A 19033-nucleotide genomic window follows, 5' to 3' on the forward strand; every position below is an offset into this window, starting at 1 on the left:
AATGACCATTTTTCTGGAAGAGGAGATCACCATGACTCAATGGCAAACCCTGTCCGTTACCGAAGCTGAAGCGATGTTATATGACGGCCCTATGTTGCTGCTTGACATGCGTGATTTCCGTTCTTATCTGTCGGGTCATCATCCTGCTGCGCTGCATCTGAATGACAGTAATTTGCGCGCCTTGATCAAACATACCGCGCGCTCCGTGCCGGTGTTGATCTACTGCTATCACGGCCACGCCAGTCAGGATATGGCACAGCTGTTCAGTGACTTCGGCTTTACCAGCTGTTACAGCCTTGATGGTGGCTATGAAGCTTGGTATCCGAGCATCAGCCGTCCGCTTGATGCTATCAGCCACGAACTGTGTGGCTGGCTGGTCGACAACGAATTTGATCCGACCAATCTTGACCAGCGTGGTGACAACCAGAACACGGCGCTGATGCAGGCTTGTCGGGAAGGTAATTTTGCCATCGCCCACGAGCTGGTGATGGCCGGGGCGGGTATCGATCTGGTTAACAAGGATGGTAATAACGCCCTCTGGATGGCGTGCCACAGTAAAAACGCTCGTATCGTCAAACTATTGCTCGATAACGATATTGATATGGACCAGCAAAATGACCACGGTGCGACGGCGCTGATTTACGCCGTTTCTATTGGTCATAACCCACTGGTTGCACAACTGCTGGAGGCCGGTGCTGATACCTCACCGACCACGCTGGATGACTTCTCGGTACTCGACGTTGCCGCCAGTACCAGTACCTTACGCCTGCTGCAACACCACATTCTGCCGGATAACCACCCGGTTAATCGCTTTGTCGCCTGAGGGAAACCACCATGAGCACCACCGATATTATCCAAACCATCAATAAGCAAATCACCAGCAATCCGGTACTGATCTATATGAAAGGCACACCGGAAGCGCCGGAATGCGGTTTTTCTGCGGCGGCAGTCAAGTCACTGCAAGCAACCGGTGCCGACTTTGCCTATGTCAATATCCTGCAAGCACCATCGATTCGGGAGCGCCTGCCGAAGGTTTCCAACTGGCCAACCTTTCCCCAGTTGTTCGTTAATGGCGAACTGGTTGGCGGTAGTGACATTGTGTGCAGTATGGCAGCGGATGGCTCGCTGAAAACACTGCTGCAAGAAGCCAACGTCAGTGCCAGCGCTGAATAACAGGACGTCATTATGGAAACCAGTGAAGTTCGTCAGCGTATCCTGCAGGCTCTGGAAGACCCGGATGCAAGCATCGAGATAGACGGGGCGGACTGCAATTTCACCGCCCGTGTGGTCAGTCAGGTCTTTGATGGCCTGCGACCGGTGCAACGGCAGCAACGTATCCTGGCGGCTTTCAGTGAATCGCTGGCCACGGGCGAGTTACATGCCCTGACGGTGGAAGCGTTTACCACGACGGAGTGGCAAGCCCGCGCACCGGGTGGTCTGACCCGATTGATGTAATGGCGGCCCACGGTATGCCGTGGGCTTGCAGCCTGGCTACGATAAGCCAGGTAATGCACCTGCGTTGTAGCACCACGGCATGCCGTGGTAAGCGTGGTGAGGTGCCCGGTTATGATGAGATGACATGCCGTTTGGCCGACTCGTCGGCACCCAATAATGAGATGGAGACTAGCGATGAGTGAATTACCGCCTATCAGCCGCGAAGCGGCTCTTCGAATAGCCATGGCTGCCCGCATTCTGCCGGATATCAGCATTGGCCAGTTGCTGGATATTCTTACCCGCCGAATAGATGGCGATCTGTCGGAAGAATCTCTGGCGACGATCACGGTCACGGATTTGAAAACCGGCTTTGGCAGTGCCGATGGTGAGGAGGATGGCGAAGACATCAGTCTTGGCCTGCCGGCTATCAAGGAAGCCGTACGGATTCTTTGGGGTGAAAATGAAGAGGAAGATTTGCCACAACCCGTAGCGGGAGCCGGTGATATGCCCAATTCCATCCGGGTGGCTGTGGCTTCCAATAGTGGTGAGTTGCTCAACGGCCATTTTGGTTCCTGCCTGCGTTTTCTGGTGTATCAGTTGAGTGCCAGCGAATTTCAGCTGGTGGACGTACGTTCGGCGCTGGAAGCTGACTTGTCGGATGATCGCAATGCCTTTCGCGCTAGTCTGATCAATGACTGTCAAGTGGCGTATGTGCAATCGATTGGCGGCCCGGCTGCGGCCAAGGTGGTGCGTGCGGGCGTATATCCGATCAAGCAAAAAGACGTCTGCGAGGCCAGTGAGGTACTTCTGCGTTTGCAGGGTGTGATGGAAAACTCTCCTCCGCCCTGGCTGGCCAAAATTCTGGGCGTATCAGCCGAAGATCGGGTACGGTTCGCTAAAGAAGCCTGAAGGAGATATCTATTTAATCCTGCACAGCTTCTGAACGAGTGTTGCCGGTGATCAGGGCAGGGCGGCGAATGCCGCGAAATGACGAGTCTTTTCTCTTTTGGCAGCCCGCGCTCTACAGGAGCGGCCCAGATGATTCCGACTCGGTGTCGCCGGTTTTGACGTGACTCGTCAGGCCTGCAAACCGGCTTCGTGATACGACACCATCCGAAATCCCAGAGCGGGCACCGGATTAAATAGATGTTCTTTGAATACCAGTCCTCTCGATTCCAGCCAACCTGCTGTTCCGGCAGGTTGGTCGGGCCTTCTTTGTCAGTGCCTTTCCGTGGCGGTGTTTCTGATATTGGTGACCTGCCTGGCTCCGCTGTTGTCGCAAATCCGACAGCTCTGGGTTGTGTCCGCTTTGTCGGATAGCGTCGGCAGCGTTGTGTCGTAAATACGACATAATTACCATGTGCTTTTTTGTTGGATTATAAAGCTATGATTTTAAAGGGTTTTTAAAGAAGTCCTTGCGCCGCAAGGCGGCAGGATTCTTGAAAGCAAAGAGCAGGTAATCATCACTTTCAACAGGAAACTACCATGCTGCTTACTACCTATAAAGAAACCGGGCGTCTGTTCTACTCCAACTTTCTGGAGGCAACCAGTGAATCCGGCCTGCTGGCTTATCGCGGCGATCTGGTGATCGTTGCCGGTGAAATAGGGGACGACAAAGGCCATACTCTGCCACCCAAGGAAATTATGCGGGAAGCCGTGATCCTGGCAGATGACAAGATTCATATGTTTGTTGGTGCACTCGACAAAATGGCGTCCATTCCTGGACTGGTCGACTTCTACGAGGGGGATTTTGCACCGGATATGAAGGCTGTGCTGTTTGTTGTCAACCTGAAAAGCCCGGTGCAAGTCGACATCAATGGCATCAACTTTGTGCTGATTCCTATGGTTCAGGGTGTCCCCTGGAACGAATTGATGGAAGAGCTGGCACTGGAAAAAAGCGATTTTAAGGGCCAGAAGCCAGCCGCCAAGCTGGAAACCATGTACGCCGAACTGAAAGGCTACAAGCCGCAGAAGTACCCGCTGACATCACTGGAAGAAGCAATGACCATGACCAACTCTGCCGTTCGTGAGATTCACGGCGCCTTGTAATTGTCCGGTTGTTTTATTCCTTGAATTGACCACTGCATGGATGATTCATGCAGCGGTCAATATAGTGGACAGGGCTCAGCCGCTGTCCGTTTACTGGTTGCTTTCTGCTTTCTGCTTTCTGCTTTCTGCTTTCTGCTTTCTGCTTTCTGCTTTCTGCTTTCTGCTTTCTGCTTTCTGCTTTCCGGTTATTGCCGCTTCAGTCTCCGTCACCTACCGGTGTCAATTTCCAGATCTCCTCATTGTACTGACTGATGGTGCGGTCGGTGGAGAACACACCACTACGGGCAGAGTTGATAATGCTCATGCTGGTCCAGCGTTCGACGTTGCGGAAAGCCGTGGCGGCTTGCTGCTGGGCATCAACAAAACTGCGGAAATCGGCCAGTGTCACCCAAGGGTCGCCAGGTGATTTCATGCCATTGATCAGGTCGTCAAACAGGCCGGGTTCAAAGTGGTTGAAGTGACCGGATTCCAACAGGTTGAAGACGCTTTGCAGGTCATGATCACTGTCGATATAGCTTTGAGGATGATACTGGTGCCGTAGCTCAGCCACTTCGTCGGTTTTCAGGCCAAACAGGAAGAAGTTGTCTTCGCCCGCAGCTTCGAGGATTTCCACGTTGGCGCCATCAAGGGTGCCAATGGTCACGGCACCGTTCATCATGAACTTCATATTACCAGTGCCGGAGGCTTCTTTACCGGCGGTGGATATCTGCTCCGACAGATCGGTGCCAGGGGCGATGATTTCCATGACCGATACCCGGTAGTTGGGAATAAACGCCAGTTTCAGCTTGTCGCCGACTTCCGGGTCGTTGTTGATGATGTCGGCCACGTTGTTAACCAGCTTGATGATGGTTTTGGCCATAAAGTAACCCGGTGCGGCCTTGCCACCAATCAGCACACAACGGTTGGTCCAGTTGGCGGTGTCACCCCGTTTGATACGGGTGTACAGGTGGATCACGTGTAATACGTTCAGTAATTGGCGCTTGTACTCGTGAATGCGTTTGACCTGGACGTCGAACATGGAATCCGGGTTAAAAACAACGCCGGTATCTTGTTGTACCAGTTGTGCGAGACGTTTTTTGTTGTTGCGTTTGACTTCAATCCAGGCTTGACGGAATGAGTGGTTGTCGATCTGTTGTTCGATGGCGGTCAGTTCGTCCAGATGGGTAATCCAGCCTTCACCGATGGTGTCGGCCAGCAGTTTGCGTAATCCGGGGTTGGAGCTGGCAATCCAGCGGCGCTGGGTCACACCGTTGGTCTTGTTGTTGAATTTCCATGGCCACAGTTGGTAAAAATCGTTGAACAGACCATCTTTCAGCAGTTGTGAGTGCAGCGCCGCGACGCCATTCACCGAGAAGCTGCCAACAATGGCGAGGTAGGCCATACGCACGTTCTGGTGTTCGTCGATCACCGACATCTGCCGCAGACGATCATTGTCGCCAGGCCATTTCATCGCTACCTGCTTGAGGAAACGGGTATTGATTTCATAAATAATGTCGAGCAAGCGTGGCAGCAGTTTCTGGAACAACGAGACTTGCCAGCGTTCCAGTGCTTCCGGCAGCAGGGTGTGGTTGGTATAGGCCATGCAGTTGCTGGTGATTTTCCAGGCCTTGTCCCACTCCAGCCCCAGGTCGTCAATCAGGATTCGCATCAGCTCGACGACCGCCAGACTCGGGTGGGTATCATTGAGCTGGAAGACGTTGTGGGTATCGAAGTCGTCGACGTTGTGACCGTGTTGTTCAATCCATTGGGCCACCACATCTTGCAGCGAGGCTGAGACCAGGAAGTACTGCTGTTTCAGGCGCAGTTCCTTGCCGTTTTCACTGGCGTCGTTGGGGTACAACACCATGGTGATATTTTCGGCTTCGGCCTTGGAAGATACTGCTTCGAAGTAGGAGCCCCGGTTAAATTCGGAGAAGTTGAATATTTCGGTGGCCTGGGCTGACCATAACCGCAGGGTATTGACGGTGTTGTTTTTGTAGCCAGGAATCGGTACGTCGTACGGCACCGCCAGTACTTCTTCGGTGTCTTCCCAGCGTACGGTCAGACGGCCGGTCTGATGATCGCGGTAGGGACGGGATACGCCCCCAAAGCGGATCACGCGGGTGTATTCGCGGCGCTGGAATTCCCACGGGTAGCTATCGTAGCCAAGCCAATGATCTGGAGCTTCAATCTGGTGGCCGTTCTGGATCAGCTGTTTGAACATGCCGTATTCATAACGCAGGCCGTAGCCCATCACTGGCAGTCGCAGGGTGGCACAGGAGTCCATAAAGCAGGCCGCCAGTCGACCAAGACCACCATTGCCGAGGCCGGCATCGGCTTCGGCATCTTCGATGTGTTCCAGCGCCAGGCCCAATTTATAAATGGCCAGGTCGACCTTGTCTTCGATACCGAGGTTGAGCATGTTGTTGCTCAGCGAGCGGCCGATAAGAAACTCCATCGACAGGTAATAAGCTTTTTTGCTTTTTTCCTGATGGTAACCGGCCCAGGTTTGCTTCCACAGCTTCATCACCCGGTCGCGTACGGCATAGGCCAGTGCCTTGTAGTGGTAGTCGGGTTCTGAGGCCAGATTGCGACCCAGCATGTTGTAGAGGTAGTTAACAAAATCCTCTTCGATGTCGGTGACGTTCATACCGACTTTTTTCAACAGCTCTTCAATTAACTCGCGTTGTGCTTGTGGAGACAGGGTTTCCGGGGTTGCCGCATGTGTAGGTTCCGACATTGTGCTGTTCTCCTGCTGAATTACTGAATCAGGTTCAGATATTGTTGGGCGCTGTCTTGCCAGCCAAAGTGCTGTTGCATGCCTTGTTTCTGCAATTTTTGCCAGCTCCGTTTTTTACCAAACAGGTACAGGGCGTGTTGCAGTGTTGATTTCAGGGCGTGCAGGCTGGGGTCGTAGAACACGAAGCCCGTCGCCGTACCATTGTCGAGGTTCTCGACCGTAGCATTGACGACGGTGTCTGCGAGGCCGCCGGTGCTGTGCACAATCGGTGGGGTGCCATACATCAGGCTATAAATCTGGTTAAGGCCACAGGGTTCAAAGCGGGATGGCATCAGGAATATGTCGGAGCCCGCTTCCACCAGGTGGGCCAGTGCCTCGGAATAGCCGAGATATACCAGCACCCTGCGGGGATAATAAATGGCCAGTCGCTGTAATGCGTCATGGTGCTCACGGTCACCGCTTCCCAGTACGACAAATATGGCATTTTCCTGCTCAAGGATGTGCGGAATCAGGTCGAGTACCAGATCCACGCCTTTTTGCCAGACCAGACGCCCGACCATGCCGATCACCGGTATGTTTGGGTCTATTTCGGATTCGTGCCAGCCAAAATGATTGAGCAGGGCTCTTTTGTTTTCGGCTTTGGCGGCTACCCGGCCTTTTTCGGCGCTGTAGGTGCGGGCAATCAAACGGTCGGTTGCCGGGTTCCAGACGTCCTGGTCGATGCCGTTGATAATACCCACCAGGCGGCCTTCGCCCAGTTTGCGGGCCATCACGCCTTCCAGTCCGTAGGCGAATTCTGGCCAGGTAATCTCTTTGGCGTAGGTCGGGCTGACGGTGGTGACCCAATCGGCTTTTTCGATGCCTGCTTTTAACATCGACATCTGGCCATGGAATTCCAGCCCGCCTTCGGCGCTCCACCAGTGCCATGGCAGGTTCAGGTAGTTGAACAGGCTGTTGGGGAAATTGCCCTGATAGGCCATGTTGTGAATGGTAAAGATAGTGGTTGGTGGTTGTGACTCTTCCGCCAAAAATGCCGGTACCAGCCCGGTTTGCCAGTCATTGGCTTGCACCAGGTCAGCACGCCAGCCGATGCCATGTTTGTCCATCGCCAGTTCGGCAACAATGCGGGAGAACACGCCGAAACGTTCACCGTTGTCCCACCAGTCACTACCGTCGGCGGCCAGATACGGGTTGCCAGGGCGATCAAACAGCTCCGGGATATCGACAATCCACAGCGGCACATCGATACCGCTGCTGCGGGCTGCCTTGATCACTACCGGGTGGTCGTAAAAAGTTGTACCCGTGTGGAATTCGGCAATCTTGTGGACGTCGGTGAGTTTTTCCCACACGGCCAGGTAACCGGGCAGCACGACCCGTACCTGATGGTCGAGCCGGGAGTAGGCATTGGGCAGGCCGCCCGATACATCCGCCAGACCGCCGGTCTTGATGACCGGATGAATTTCGGAAGTGGCAAACAATATATTCATGGAGGATTCGGACCCTTTTAACCCTGATATTTCAGCACCACTGCGCCCAACGGTGGAATAGTCACCGTCGCTGAACAGGGTTTACCCATTAGAGGTTGCTCTTGTGTGAAAACGATGCCCTGATTACCGACATTGCTGCCGCCGTACAGGCTGGCATCGGTATTGAGGATTTCTTGCCAGGTGCCAGGGTGTGGCATGCCGACCTGGTAGTGCTGGCGTGGTAGCGGTAAAAAATTGAACAGGCAGACCATGTATTCCTGGCCGCCCTTGCGAATAAAGCTCAGCAAGGAATGCTGCTGGTCGTTGCATTCGATCCACTCGAATCCCTGTTGCTCAAATTCATACTGATGCAGGGCCGGGGCTTGCCGGTACAGCCGGTTGAGGTCGCACACCAGTTGCTGGATACCTTTGTGATCGGGGTAGTTGAGCAGGTTCCAATCGAGGGAAACGGTTTCGTTCCATTCTGTCCATTGCCCCATTTCGCCCCCCATAAACAGCAGCTTTTTGCCGGGGTTGAGCCATTGCCAGGCTAATAACAGACGTAGGTTGGCCATTTTCTGCCAGTTGTCGCCGGGCATTTTACCTGCCAGTGAGCCTTTCAGATGTACCACCTCGTCGTGGGACAGCGGTAAAACGAAGTTTTCACTGTAGGCGTACATTTGACTGAAGGTCAGTTGGTTGTGGTGGTGACTGCGGTAAATCGGATCTTGCTTGAAATAACGCAGAGTGTCGTTCATCCAGCCCATATTCCACTTCATCGAGAAACCGAGGCCACCCATCCAGGTTGGACGGGATACCAGCGGCCAGGAGGTGGATTCCTCCGCCATCATCAGCGCACCAGGGCACTGGGCGTGGACTTCGTGGTTCAGGGTCTTGATAAATTCGACGGCTTCCAGATTCTCATTGCCGCCATAGCGGTTGGGCAGCCACTGGCCGTCTTCGCGGGCATAGTCGAGACACAACATGGAGGCCACGGCATCAACTCGCAGACCATCGATGTGGAATTCCTGTAGCCAGTAGAGGGCATTGGCAATGAGGAAATTACGTACCTCGTTACGGCCGTAGTTAAAAATGTAGGTGCCCCATTCCAGGTGTTCTCCCTGGCGTGGGTCTTGGTGTTCGTACAGTGCGGTGCCGTCGAAGCGGGCGAGGGCAAAATCATCACGGGGGAAGTGGGCCGGTACCCAGTCGAGGAAGACGCCAATACCATGCTGGTGCAGCAGGTCAATCAGGTAACGCAGGTCATCGGGAGTGCCAAACCGGCTGGTTGGGGCGTAATAGCCGGAGGTCTGGTAACCCCAGGACTGATCGAGAGGGTGCTCGGCGACCGGTAGCAACTCCACATGGGTAAAGCCGGTGTGCTGCAAATAGCCGAGCAGGCGCTGGGCCAGTGCGCGGTAATTGAGAAAATTGCCTTGCTCATCGCGTGCCCAGGAACCCAGATGCAGTTCATAAATACTGATCGGCTGGTGTTGCCAGTCGGCTTCGGCACGTTGTTGCATCCACTGCTGGTCTTGCCAGAGATGTTGGCTGCGGCAAACCACCGAAGCGGTTTCCGGGCGCATTTCCATCTGGCTGGCGTAGGGGTCGGTTTTGATGCGCAGGGCATTGTTGTGGCCACAGAGGATTTCGAACTTGTAGAGGTCACCGCACTGCAGTCCGGGAATAAACAGCTCCCACACGCCGGAGCTGCCACAGACGCGCATGGGGTGGCGCAGACCATGCCAGTTGTTGAAGTTGCCAATCACCGACACCCGTTTGGCGGCCGGTGCCCAGACGGCAAAATACACGCCGTCGACGCCATCAATGCAGCTGGGGTGCGCGCCGAGCAGATTATAAATGTGCCAGTGGCGACCTTCGGCAAACAGATGCAGGTCGAGGTCGCCTGCCTGTTGGGCAAACGACCAGGGTGATACCATGTCATGGCGAACCCCGTCGTCTTCTTCCCAGGCGATACGATAGTGCTGCGGTAGCCGGTTTTTCTGATCTTCACTGAGGTGAGCGACAAAACAGGCGGAGCCTGCCAGTGGTTGCAGTGGCTGGCCTTCGAGCCAGCCCTTGTTGGCTCCGGGTAACCAAACCCGGACTAGCCAGCCGTTGTTATCGCGGTGTAAACCCAGAAAGCTGAAAGGGTCACCATGTACTCCGTTTTCCATCCATTGCAGGTGTTGTGACACGTCTGCTGTTTCAGTCATGTTGGTTCTCTTGGTCAGCAGGGGGAGCGTTTGGCGGCATCCGCCAACGCAGCAATCCGTTGTGCCAGGGTACTGGTCAGTTGTTGTGGATCATAACGCCATTGCCAGTTGTCGACGATGGTTCCGGGGGTATTCATTCGGGCCTGATTATCCAGGCCCAGGAAATCCTGCAACGGCACAATGGCCATGTGGGCAGGCGAGTGGAAGGCGGCGTTGATCAGCGGCCAGGGCATATCGCCAGTTGTCAGGTCAAGTTGCGACAGTATCCAGCTTTTCTGACCCTCGTCCTGTAATGCCTGCCACCAGCCCAAGGTGGTTTCGTTGTCGTGGGTGCCGGTATAAACCACCGAGTTTTCTACCTGCTCGGCCAACGCATGGGGGTTGTCGGGCAAGCCGTTAAAACCGAATTGCAGTACTGACATACCGGGCAGACCAAAGGATTCCTTCAGCGCCACCACTTCCGGGGTAATGATACCGAGGTCTTCGGCGATCACGGGCAGTGGATTATGGCTGGCTTGTAACGCCGCCAGCAGTTTATGCCCCGGTGCCTTGACCCAGGTTCCCTGCATGGCTGTTGGTTCACTGGCGACGATTTCCCAACTGGCTTCGAGGCCACGGAAATGGTCGATACGCACCAGATCAAACAGTTCCAGGCTCCAGGCCATGCGCTGTTGCCACCAGTGAAAGCCGTTGGCCTCCATAGTGGGCCAGTTGTAGTGGGGGTTGCCCCAGCGCTGGCCGGTTTCAGAAAAATAATCCGGTGGCACGCCGGTCACGACGGTGGGGTCGAGGTTATCGTCGAGCCTGAATTCGTCGGGATTGCTCCAGACATCAACACTGTCGTAGGCAACAAAAATCGGAATATCCCCAAACAGCCGGATACCACGGGTATTGGCGTCGGCTTTCAGTTGTTGCCAGCACTGGATCAGGGCAAATTGTTGCGTACAGATGGCCTGCAGCTCGGCAACATGGCTTTGGTCGAGTTGCGCCAGAGCCTGAGGATTACGGAACTTGTAGATATCGGGCCACTGATTCCAGGCGCTGCCCCCGAACAGGCTTTTTAATAATGTAAAACGAGCGTAAGGCAACAGCCAGTGGGGCGGATTGGCCATAAAAGTCGCCAGCGCTTGTGGGTCAACCTCTGCTTGCCAGTTGTCAGGCAACAAGGCTGGATTAAACGCAAAAGCCGAGATTCCCTGATAGGGCGACAGGCCATCCAGCGGTTCGGTTAACGGCAGCATCTGCCACACTGTCAGGTGAGCGGCTGTCATCCAGTCGAGAAACGTCCCTGCTGTGGCATCCAGTTTGCCGGAGGGCAGCGAGGTGGGATGGAGCAGAATCCCGGCGCAGCGGGCATCGGTTGTTGCGGTAGTCACTGTCGTAGCCGCTGTAGCTGTAGTCGCCATTATCATCCCTGCTCAGTTGCGAATCATGGTGCCCGAATGGTTGGAATGGCTGCCGCCACTGGACTGCAGCCGGGTGATATTGTCCGGTGGTGCCAGTTTTAACAGCTGATAGAGTTTTTCCAGATGACGCTGATACAGCAGGGTAAAGTCGCGTACCGAGTCGGCCGGGTTGTAGTCACCAAACCACCAGAACCAGTCGGAACCTTCACATACGGCCAGCTGGTGAGTGGCTACTTCGAGTTCGCTATCACTCAGTTGCTGGCTGGCGACAACGCTGTCGAACGCCTGTTTGGCTTCCACCAACAGATCCCAGCCGATGTTTTTGTCCTTGTCTCCAATCCAGGTCGAGAAGCTGCCATAGACCCAGCTACCAGCCTTGAGCACCGGCAAGTCGCGCACCTTGGCGTTCTGATCCAGGGCATCGGAAAAGGTAGTCATTTCCACACGGGGATGTTCGGTCAGGGTTTGGTAAAGGGTTTCAAGGAAGGTGTAACCGTTATCCGGGTAATATTCCCAGGGGTTCTCGCCGTCGAGAATCACCGCCACCACATGCTCTTCGACCTGATCGCCAAGATGGTTGGCGATGTTGTCGAGGTTGTGGGCGAAGTTGTTGGCAGCGTCTTGCGGGTTCCAGGTTTTGTATTCAAAACCGATCAGGTCAGACATGCCGTCATCGCGGAAAAACAGCGCACAGTGCTGGTCTTTATGGCGCATCGGCTGGTACAGCGCCCGTTTTGAGGAGATGGCGTGGACATCCAGCCGTGAGGCTTCGCAGGAATGTCGCCATACCCCTTCACCGGAGGCGGTCCAGCGAATATCAAACTCGTCGAGCAAGCCGACCGCAGCGCTGGAAACTGCACCTTCCGATAACCAGATCCCGGACGGTGCCTTGCCAAAGAAGTGCCGGAACTGCTCAATGCCATGCTGCATATGCCAACGCGCCCGTGCGTAACCGTCGGGATAGCCGGGATGCTCCGGCAAGGCGGCATCCGGCATGGCATCGCGGGTGGTATTGAAGTCGATCAACAGCGGCACAATCGGATGGCCATAAGGGGTCATGGAGATTTCAATCTGGCCACTATCCTGCAGTTGGCGATAACGCGGCACGATGTCTTCAAGAATATCCGCCATGATCAACACCAGGGTTTGCTGGTCGTCACGGTTGAAATGTTCTTCTGCCAGGCCCTTGTTAATCAGCTGTTCAACCCGTTCGTCACGCAGGCGCAGGGAATGACCCATCCAGGCGAGGTGATACCAGACCAGCAGGTCGGTAAAAAACGCGGTGTTGAAATACGACAGGCTGGTTGCATCTTTGATGCCTTGTATTTGATCGGCTCTGGCCATATCCAGCAATTTGCGGAATGGCGGAAAGACATCAATCATGGTCGGGGCAAACGCCTTGTTGCACGATTGCAGGATCTCAAACCGGGTATCGAGGTCGTCTTCCACCGCCATGGCACCGGCCACCAGATTCAGCAAGCGGTCACCCATCGGCTGACCGTTGGCCAGCCATTGACGCATCTGGAGGGCGTAGTCATCAAGTTGTTCCAGTAACACCGGAGCAAAGTTCACCACCACCCGTGCCGCCGGATTGTTTTCCAGGTGCGCGGCCATGTCGGAATAATCCTTGATGGCGTGCAGGTAAACCCACGGCAGGCGGTACTGGCCGTCGAGTCCATCACGATAGTGCGGCTGGTGCATATGCCAGCAAATAACCAGTTTGATCTTGTTTGGCTGCATCTCGAACTGTCCGTTATGGGGGCGGGTTCAGTGGTTCTTGTCTAACAGGTTGTTGATTTTCTATCTGCGTGGCCACTGCGTTGTTAAAAACAGGCTCAAATCGGTCATTTATCTCGTATAAACTCCCTCTTTTCGCCGGTTTTTGCCTTGCATTGACTGTCTCGAAAACAAAAATCAACAGCCTGCTAAGGGGTCGTGTTTAACGGGTCATATGGATATTCTGACCAAGCATCTCCGGGGTGACCAGTACGATACCGGATTCGTCAACATGGAAACGCTTGCGATCGGCTTCGATATCTTCACCGATAATGGTGCCAGCCGGAATTTCACAGTCCTTGTCGATTACCGCGTTCTGGATGCGACAGTGACGGTGCACATTCACTTGCGGCAGCATCACGGTGTCCTTGATATGACAATAACTGTGAATCCGGCAGTCACTGGAAATCACTGAGCGCTTGATTCTGGCACCGGAGATAATGCAGCCTCCGGCGACCAGGGAATCGATGGCTTCACCACGACGGCCTTCGTCGTCAAACGTGAATTTGGCCGGTGGCAGCTGTGGCTGATAAGTCCACACCGGCCAATCACGGTCGTAAAGGTTGAGATCCGGCGTGATGCTGCAAAGGTCGATATTGGCTTTCCAGAAGGCTTGCAGGGTACCCACATCGCGCCAGTAGGCGGGTTTGCCTTTGACCTCGTCAGTGAACGGGAAGGCCTGAACATTGTGCCTGGATATCACACCAGGAATGATGTCCTTGCCGAAATCGCGGGAAGAATCCGGGTTATCGTTATCGTCAATCAGGGTGCGATAGAGAAAGTCGCTGGAGAACACGTAGATACCCATGGACGCCAGCGCTGATCCCGGTTTGCCAGGAATGCACTCTGGCTTGGCCGGTTTCTCGCTAAAGCGGGTAATCTTCATGTCCTCGTCGATCGACATCACCCCGAAGTCTGAAGCTTCCTCAAGGGGCACTTCAATACAGCCGACCGTGACATCAGCACCAGATTGCTGGTGGGCAGCCAGCATGTGGGTGTAATCCATGGCGTAAATGTGATCGCCTCCCAGTATCAGCACATAATTGGGGGTGTGATGACGAAGGATATCGAGGTTCTGGTAAATGGCGTCGGCAGTACCCTTGTACCAGCCCTTGTCGATACGTTGCTGGGCTGGCATCAGTTCGACAAATTCGCCCACCTCGTAACGCATAAAGGACCAGGCCCGCTGCACATGACGGATCAGGGAGTGAGATTTGTACTGGGTCACCACGCTGATTTTTCGAATACCGGAGTTAACACAATTCGACAAGACAAAATCGATAATGCGGTATTTACCACCAAAGGGCACTGCCGGTTTGGCGCGCCAGCGAGTGAGCTGTTTCAGGCGGCTGCCTTCGCCCCCGGCCAGCACCAGGGCAAGGGTCTTGCGGGAAATATCGGTCGGCAGTCGTACATCATCATCATAGCTCTTGAGCATATTGTTATCCTTTTTGCCTTGGTCCTGGCACCGGGCCGGTCATTTGTCCGGGCCTGACTTCCTTTATTCCGGAGAGCCACCTGAGCAGAACGGGCGGGTTCCCAGGATTGTCGGATTATTCACAATGATCGAGCGAAGGTGGTTGTCTGCTGTGATTCAGACACTCTCAGCCAGCGTCTGCTTTTTAGCATCTGCCTTCCTGATGACAGCTTCAAGTGTTTGCTTATGCAGTTATACCTGTGTTCGAAAGCCGGGTTGCAGGTTTTTGAGCGGGATTATCAGCTATGTCAAGGTATTGGACGTTATACGACAAAAGGGTGTGAATAGGCATGACAGCGAAGCCTTGCTCGTGCGCTCGTGATGCCTTAATTGAATTTGGCCTCCTGGCCGGGGAGACGAAAGACGTGTAGCGATGGTCACCAGCGAGGGGAAAGGAAGAAGCTACGGATGATTAGCCCTGCTGTTGACACAGCAATGACGGGCGTAACGTGTGATGCTCATTGGAAGGTGCGCGGGTGAAAGCACCTGCCAATGAGTGAGTTGGCCGTCGTTGTCGGGTGAACGACGGCGCTGACTCAGGCAGACAAGGCTTGTGCTTCGGCCATCAGGTCGCTGAAATCGGCTTCAACAATCACCAGATTCTTTTTGTCGCAAAAGCGACGTTCCTTGTCATTAGGCTCCGGCATCAGTACCCAACCAGCAGGTTCACCCGCGTTGTAGATCATATCGCTCAGTACCATACGCTCGGTATCCCGTTGCATCCGTATACCGGCGAACAGGTACTGTTTGCCCTGGCGATATTCTTTGAGGAAACCAGGAATGGCGAAGCCACCCATCAGTTCGGTGATGTAATCAACGTAGTCGGCGTCGGAGGCAATGTAACAAGGATCGGGAACCGGTGTACCCATTGGTTTGAACAGTACGGGTAACTGAGTGTCGACGCTGGCCTGGTCTATTTCGCTGTATTCATTGCCATCGGACTGGAAAATTCGGAAACGATAGTCTGTTCCGGCAATCCGCGAGATACCTACAATCAGCGTATGGGCGCGGCCCTGGTAAGCATTTTGTAGCTGGGTATCGCGATTGATATCAACGATGTAGGGCAATTCCATCGTGGCCAGCCACTGGTGGAAGGAAGACTGGCTCCATTGGCGTTCGCCGTACTGGGTGGTCAGAAAACGCTCAATAAACTTGCGGCCTTTCTTGTTTTCCAGATTCATTGCTGCACGGGGAAATTCGTACATCAATCGCGGGGCCATGGGTTTGCCGTCATTCATTGCCAATATCAGGCTGTCACTGTCGGCTGGAATCGCTTCGCCAGTGGTGGTTTCTACGACACCGTTTAATGTTCCTGCGCCCAGGTAAGGGATAATCTGCCCTGTGCGCAGACCGTTGGTCAGTGTTTGCAGAAGCTCCGAGCTTGCCATGTGGGATTCCTCTCTGTCGTCATTTTGGGTAAATCGTCTAAGCGTTACTGCGGCTGCTTCAATATTCACGCCAGAACGGCAGCTGCCGGTGACGGTTCTGCCCGTGCCCGCCCTTGCGTGCTTTCAGGCAGCCACAGGTGCCTTGCTGCAGGCTCTTGTCGCTATGTAGCAAATCAACCTTGACGCTATTTTTGGCGTAAAGACGACATTCGGATATTGCTACTTATATGGGCTTTTTATAGCCAGATATAAACGCTTCTATAAGACGTTAATAAAGCGTCAGCCAAAGATACAAAACCCGACAAATTGTTTGTTGGGTGTAGTACATCGCATGTGTTGTTGTCGTGATACATACCGGAAATCAACATTCTTTATTTATTAAAATCATTTAAAAACAATGAGTTATGTATTTTTAGCAGAATGGCACGAGGTCTGCAGTATTGGAACTGTGAACAGGCAGCACAGGCTTTCGGTAAACGCCGGAAGTTACTGGTTTTTATCAGTAGTGCCAATGAAGCACGGTTGCCTGCCGCCCCGAACCCTTAAGGGTAAAGGTCCTCGCCCGGAAATTTACAGGAGATACAGACTATGGCTATGCGTCAATGCGCCATTTATGGCAAAGGCGGTATCGGTAAGTCCACTACCACTCAGAACCTGGTGGCTGCTCTGGCAGAAGCTGGCAAAAAAGTAATGATTGTTGGCTGCGATCCAAAAGCAGACTCCACTCGTTTGATCCTTCACTCCAAAGCTCAGAACACCATCATGGAGATGGCTGCTGAAGCGGGCACTGTGGAAGATCTGGAACTGGAAGACGTACTGAAAAGTGGTTACGGAGACATCCGTTGCGTTGAGTCCGGTGGTCCAGAGCCCGGTGTTGGTTGTGCCGGTCGCGGTGTTATCACAGCGATCAACTTCCTCGAAGAAGAAGGTGCTTACGAAGACGATCTGGATTTCGTGTTCTACGACGTACTGGGTGATGTTGTGTGTGGTGGTTTCGCCATGCCGATTCGTGAGAACAAAGCTCAGGAAATCTACATCGTTGTATCCGGTGAGATGATGGCTATGTATGCCGCCAACAACATCTGTAAGGGTATCGTGAAATACGCTAACTCTGGCAGCGTGCGTCTGGCTGGCCTGATTTGTAACAGCCGTAACACCGATAAAGAAGATGAGCTGATTGAAGGTCTGGCTGCTGCTATCGGCACTCAGATGATTCACTTCATCCCACGTGACAACGTGGTACAGCGCGCTGAAATCCGTCGTATGACTGTGATTGAGTACGATCCAACTGCCAAGCAGGCAGATGAGTACCGTGCTCTGGCTAACAAGATTATCGAGAACAAAAACCTCGTTATTCCTGAGCCAGTCACCATGGATCAGCTGGAAGAATTGCTGATGCAATTCGGCATCATGGAAGAAGAAGACACCAGTGTTGTCGGCAAGACTGCTGCTGAGCTCGCAGCCGAAGCTTAAGCAGCTGGGCTGATCTGCCTCTCCGGAGTCAGTTGCCCATGCTCGGGATAGGACAGATTAGTCCTATCGGAACCCGTGTTGCGCAGGCATCCCCTCGCTTGCGCAACACGGTCTGTTACCCGTTATTAACTTGAAGGAGGCTCACCATGGCCATGTCACGCGATGAAGTGGAATCGTTGATTCAAGAAGTGCTTGAGGTTTATCCAGAGAAAGCCAAAAAAGACCGCGCCAAGCACCTGACTCCAAACGATCCGACCCTCGAACAGTCCAAGAAGTGTATTACTTCCAACAAAAAATCCCTGCCAGGTGTAATGACCATTCGTGGTTGTGCCTACGCTGGCTCCAAGGGTGTGGTATGGGGTCCTATCAAGGACATGATCCATATTTCCCATGGCCCTGTTGGTTGTGGTCAATACAGCCGTGCTGGACGTCGTAACTACTACATCGGCACCACAGGGGTGAACACCTTTGTGACCATGAACTTTACTTCGGATTTCCAGGAAAAAGACATCGTATTCGGTGGCGACAAGAAGCTGTCCAAGCTGATTGACGAAATCGAAACCCTGTTCCCACTGAACAAGGGTATTACTATTCAGTCCGAGTGCCCAATCGGCCTGATCGGTGACGACATTGAAGCCGTTGCCAAGAAGAAAACTGCTGAACACGGCAAGACCGTTGTGCCGGTTCGTTGTGAAGGTTTCCGTGGCGTATCCCAGTCTCTGGGTCACCACATTGCCAACGATGCCGTACGTGACTGGGCATTAGGTGCCCGTGATGAAGACGACAGCTTTGACACTACACCATACGACGTTGCCATTATCGGTGACTACAACATCGGTGGTGACGCCTGGTCTTCCCGTATCCTGTTGGAAGAAATGGGCCTGCGCGTAGTCGCTCAATGGTCTGGTGATGGCACCATCTCTGAAATCGAGTTGACGCCAAAAGTGAAGCTGAATCTGGTTCACTGCTACCGCTCCATGAACTACATCTCTCGTCACATGGAAGAGAAGTACAAGATTCCGTGGATGGAATACAACTTCTTTGGCCCAACCAAGACTTGTGAGTCACTGCGCAAGATTGCGGCCCAGTTTGACGAAAGCATTCAGGCCAAGTGCGAAGAAGTGATCGCCAGATACCAGCCAGAATGGGAAGCCGTGATTGCCAAATTCCGTCCTCGTCTGGAAGGCAAGCGCGTCATGCTTTACATCGGTGGTTTACGTCCACGTCACGTGATTGGCGCTTACGAAGATCTGGGTATGGAAGTAGTTGGTACCGGTTATGAATTTGGTCACAACGATGACTACGACCGTACCTTGAAAGAAATGGGTGACTCTACCCTGCTGTACGATGATGTGACCGGCTATGAGTTCGAAGAATTCGTCAAGCGGGTACAGCCAGACCTGATCGGTTCCGGCATCAAGGAAAAATACATCTTCCAGAAAATGGGCGTGCCTTTCCGTCAAATGCACTCCTGGGATTATTCAGGCCCTTACCACGGCTTTGATGGCTTCGCTATCTTCGCCCGTGACATGGACATGACCCTGAACAACCCATGCTGGAAAATGCTGGCAGTGCCATGGAAGAAAACCGAAGCGGAAGACTCCGCTGTGGCAGCAACCGCCTGATATT

14 protein-coding genes are annotated in these 19033 nt (G+C 53.7%); 7 read left to right on the forward strand and 7 right to left on the reverse strand.

The window, feature by feature from the left end; all coding sequences use genetic code 11:
* The first annotated feature begins 31 nt into the window (after positions 1-31).
* From WG929_RS11100 to WG929_RS11120, 5 genes are all read left to right on the forward strand, one after another.
* Complete coding sequence (locus tag WG929_RS11100) at positions 32-823, forward strand: ankyrin repeat domain-containing protein (RefSeq protein WP_369855504.1); 792 nt, start codon at positions 32-34, stop codon at positions 821-823.
* An 11-nt stretch (positions 824-834) separates the two neighbouring features.
* Positions 835-1173 carry a Grx4 family monothiol glutaredoxin gene (grxD, locus tag WG929_RS11105; protein WP_369855503.1) on the forward strand — a complete coding sequence of 113 codons (339 nt, stop codon included), beginning with the start codon at positions 835-837 and terminating at the stop codon, positions 1171-1173.
* Positions 1174-1185: 12 nt separating this feature from the next.
* Positions 1186-1455, forward strand: a complete 270-nt coding sequence (locus WG929_RS11110; RefSeq protein ID WP_416206067.1) for a BolA family protein — start codon at positions 1186-1188, stop codon at positions 1453-1455.
* A gap of 174 nt (positions 1456-1629) precedes the next feature.
* Positions 1630-2343, forward strand: a complete 714-nt coding sequence (locus tag WG929_RS11115; protein ID WP_416206068.1) for a dinitrogenase iron-molybdenum cofactor biosynthesis protein — start codon at positions 1630-1632, stop codon at positions 2341-2343.
* A 576-nt stretch (positions 2344-2919) separates the two neighbouring features.
* Complete coding sequence (locus WG929_RS11120; RefSeq protein WP_416206069.1) at positions 2920-3483, forward strand: hypothetical protein; 564 nt, start codon at positions 2920-2922, stop codon at positions 3481-3483.
* A 196-nt stretch (positions 3484-3679) separates the two neighbouring features.
* Here the strand turns inward: WG929_RS11120 and WG929_RS11125 are convergent, their stop codons facing one another.
* From WG929_RS11125 to WG929_RS11155, 7 genes are all read right to left on the reverse strand, one after another.
* A complete protein-coding gene (locus WG929_RS11125) occupies positions 3680-6202 on the reverse strand; it encodes a glycogen/starch/alpha-glucan phosphorylase (protein ID WP_416206070.1) in 2523 nt (840 codons plus the stop codon).
* Positions 6203-6222: 20 nt separating this feature from the next.
* Complete coding sequence (glgA, locus tag WG929_RS11130; RefSeq protein WP_416206071.1) at positions 6223-7689, reverse strand: glycogen synthase GlgA; 1467 nt, start codon at positions 7687-7689, stop codon at positions 6223-6225.
* A gap of 17 nt (positions 7690-7706) precedes the next feature.
* The gene (gene glgB / locus WG929_RS11135; RefSeq protein ID WP_416206072.1) at positions 7707-9884 is read right to left on the reverse strand and encodes a 1,4-alpha-glucan branching protein GlgB; all 2178 of its coding nucleotides are present in this window, start codon (positions 9882-9884) and stop codon (positions 7707-7709) included.
* 14 nt (positions 9885-9898) lie between these two features.
* Positions 9899-11290 (reverse strand): 4-alpha-glucanotransferase, encoded by a 1392-nt coding sequence (gene malQ, locus WG929_RS11140; protein WP_416206073.1) that lies wholly within the window; start codon positions 11288-11290, stop codon positions 9899-9901.
* A gap of 12 nt (positions 11291-11302) precedes the next feature.
* Complete coding sequence (locus WG929_RS11145; RefSeq protein ID WP_416206074.1) at positions 11303-13030, reverse strand: glycoside hydrolase family 57 protein; 1728 nt, start codon at positions 13028-13030, stop codon at positions 11303-11305.
* A gap of 199 nt (positions 13031-13229) precedes the next feature.
* Positions 13230-14504 carry a glucose-1-phosphate adenylyltransferase gene (gene glgC / locus WG929_RS11150; RefSeq protein ID WP_416206075.1) on the reverse strand — a complete coding sequence of 425 codons (1275 nt, stop codon included), beginning with the start codon at positions 14502-14504 and terminating at the stop codon, positions 13230-13232.
* Between the two features lie 575 nt (positions 14505-15079).
* Positions 15080-15931, reverse strand: coding sequence for an SIR2 family protein (locus WG929_RS11155; protein WP_369855493.1), 852 nt, complete (start codon positions 15929-15931; stop codon positions 15080-15082).
* Between the two features lie 588 nt (positions 15932-16519).
* Between WG929_RS11155 and nifH the strand changes: the two genes are divergently transcribed.
* Positions 16520-17404: a nitrogenase iron protein gene (nifH, locus tag WG929_RS11160; protein WP_416206076.1), complete on the forward strand. Its 885-nt coding sequence runs from the start codon at positions 16520-16522 to the stop codon at positions 17402-17404.
* Positions 17405-17550: 146 nt separating this feature from the next.
* The gene (gene nifD / locus WG929_RS11165; protein ID WP_369855491.1) at positions 17551-19029 is read left to right on the forward strand and encodes a nitrogenase molybdenum-iron protein alpha chain; all 1479 of its coding nucleotides are present in this window, start codon (positions 17551-17553) and stop codon (positions 19027-19029) included.
* Positions 19030-19033: the final 4 nt, after the last annotated feature.

Origin of the sequence: Oceanobacter antarcticus (assembly GCF_044962685.1) — a bacterium.
GTDB lineage: Bacteria > Pseudomonadota > Gammaproteobacteria > Pseudomonadales > Oceanobacteraceae > Oceanobacter > Oceanobacter antarcticus.

Coding starts and splice junctions, on each gene's coding strand:
- WG929_RS11100 (WP_369855504.1), top strand. CDS start 32: ATGACTCAATGGCAAACCCTGTCCGTTACCGAAGCTGAAGCGATGTTA.
- grxD (WP_369855503.1), top strand. CDS start 835: ATGAGCACCACCGATATTATCCAAACCATCAATAAGCAAATCACCAGC.
- WG929_RS11110 (WP_416206067.1), top strand. CDS start 1,186: ATGGAAACCAGTGAAGTTCGTCAGCGTATCCTGCAGGCTCTGGAAGAC.
- WG929_RS11115 (WP_416206068.1), top strand. CDS start 1,630: ATGAGTGAATTACCGCCTATCAGCCGCGAAGCGGCTCTTCGAATAGCC.
- WG929_RS11120 (WP_416206069.1), top strand. CDS start 2,920: ATGCTGCTTACTACCTATAAAGAAACCGGGCGTCTGTTCTACTCCAAC.
- WG929_RS11125 (WP_416206070.1), bottom strand. CDS start 6,202: ATGTCGGAACCTACACATGCGGCAACCCCGGAAACCCTGTCTCCACAA.
- glgA (WP_416206071.1), bottom strand. CDS start 7,689: ATGAATATATTGTTTGCCACTTCCGAAATTCATCCGGTCATCAAGACC.
- glgB (WP_416206072.1), bottom strand. CDS start 9,884: ATGACTGAAACAGCAGACGTGTCACAACACCTGCAATGGATGGAAAAC.
- malQ (WP_416206073.1), bottom strand. CDS start 11,290: ATGGCGACTACAGCTACAGCGGCTACGACAGTGACTACCGCAACAACC.
- WG929_RS11145 (WP_416206074.1), bottom strand. CDS start 13,030: ATGCAGCCAAACAAGATCAAACTGGTTATTTGCTGGCATATGCACCAG.
- glgC (WP_416206075.1), bottom strand. CDS start 14,504: ATGCTCAAGAGCTATGATGATGATGTACGACTGCCGACCGATATTTCC.
- WG929_RS11155 (WP_369855493.1), bottom strand. CDS start 15,931: ATGGCAAGCTCGGAGCTTCTGCAAACACTGACCAACGGTCTGCGCACA.
- nifH (WP_416206076.1), top strand. CDS start 16,520: ATGGCTATGCGTCAATGCGCCATTTATGGCAAAGGCGGTATCGGTAAG.
- nifD (WP_369855491.1), top strand. CDS start 17,551: ATGGCCATGTCACGCGATGAAGTGGAATCGTTGATTCAAGAAGTGCTT.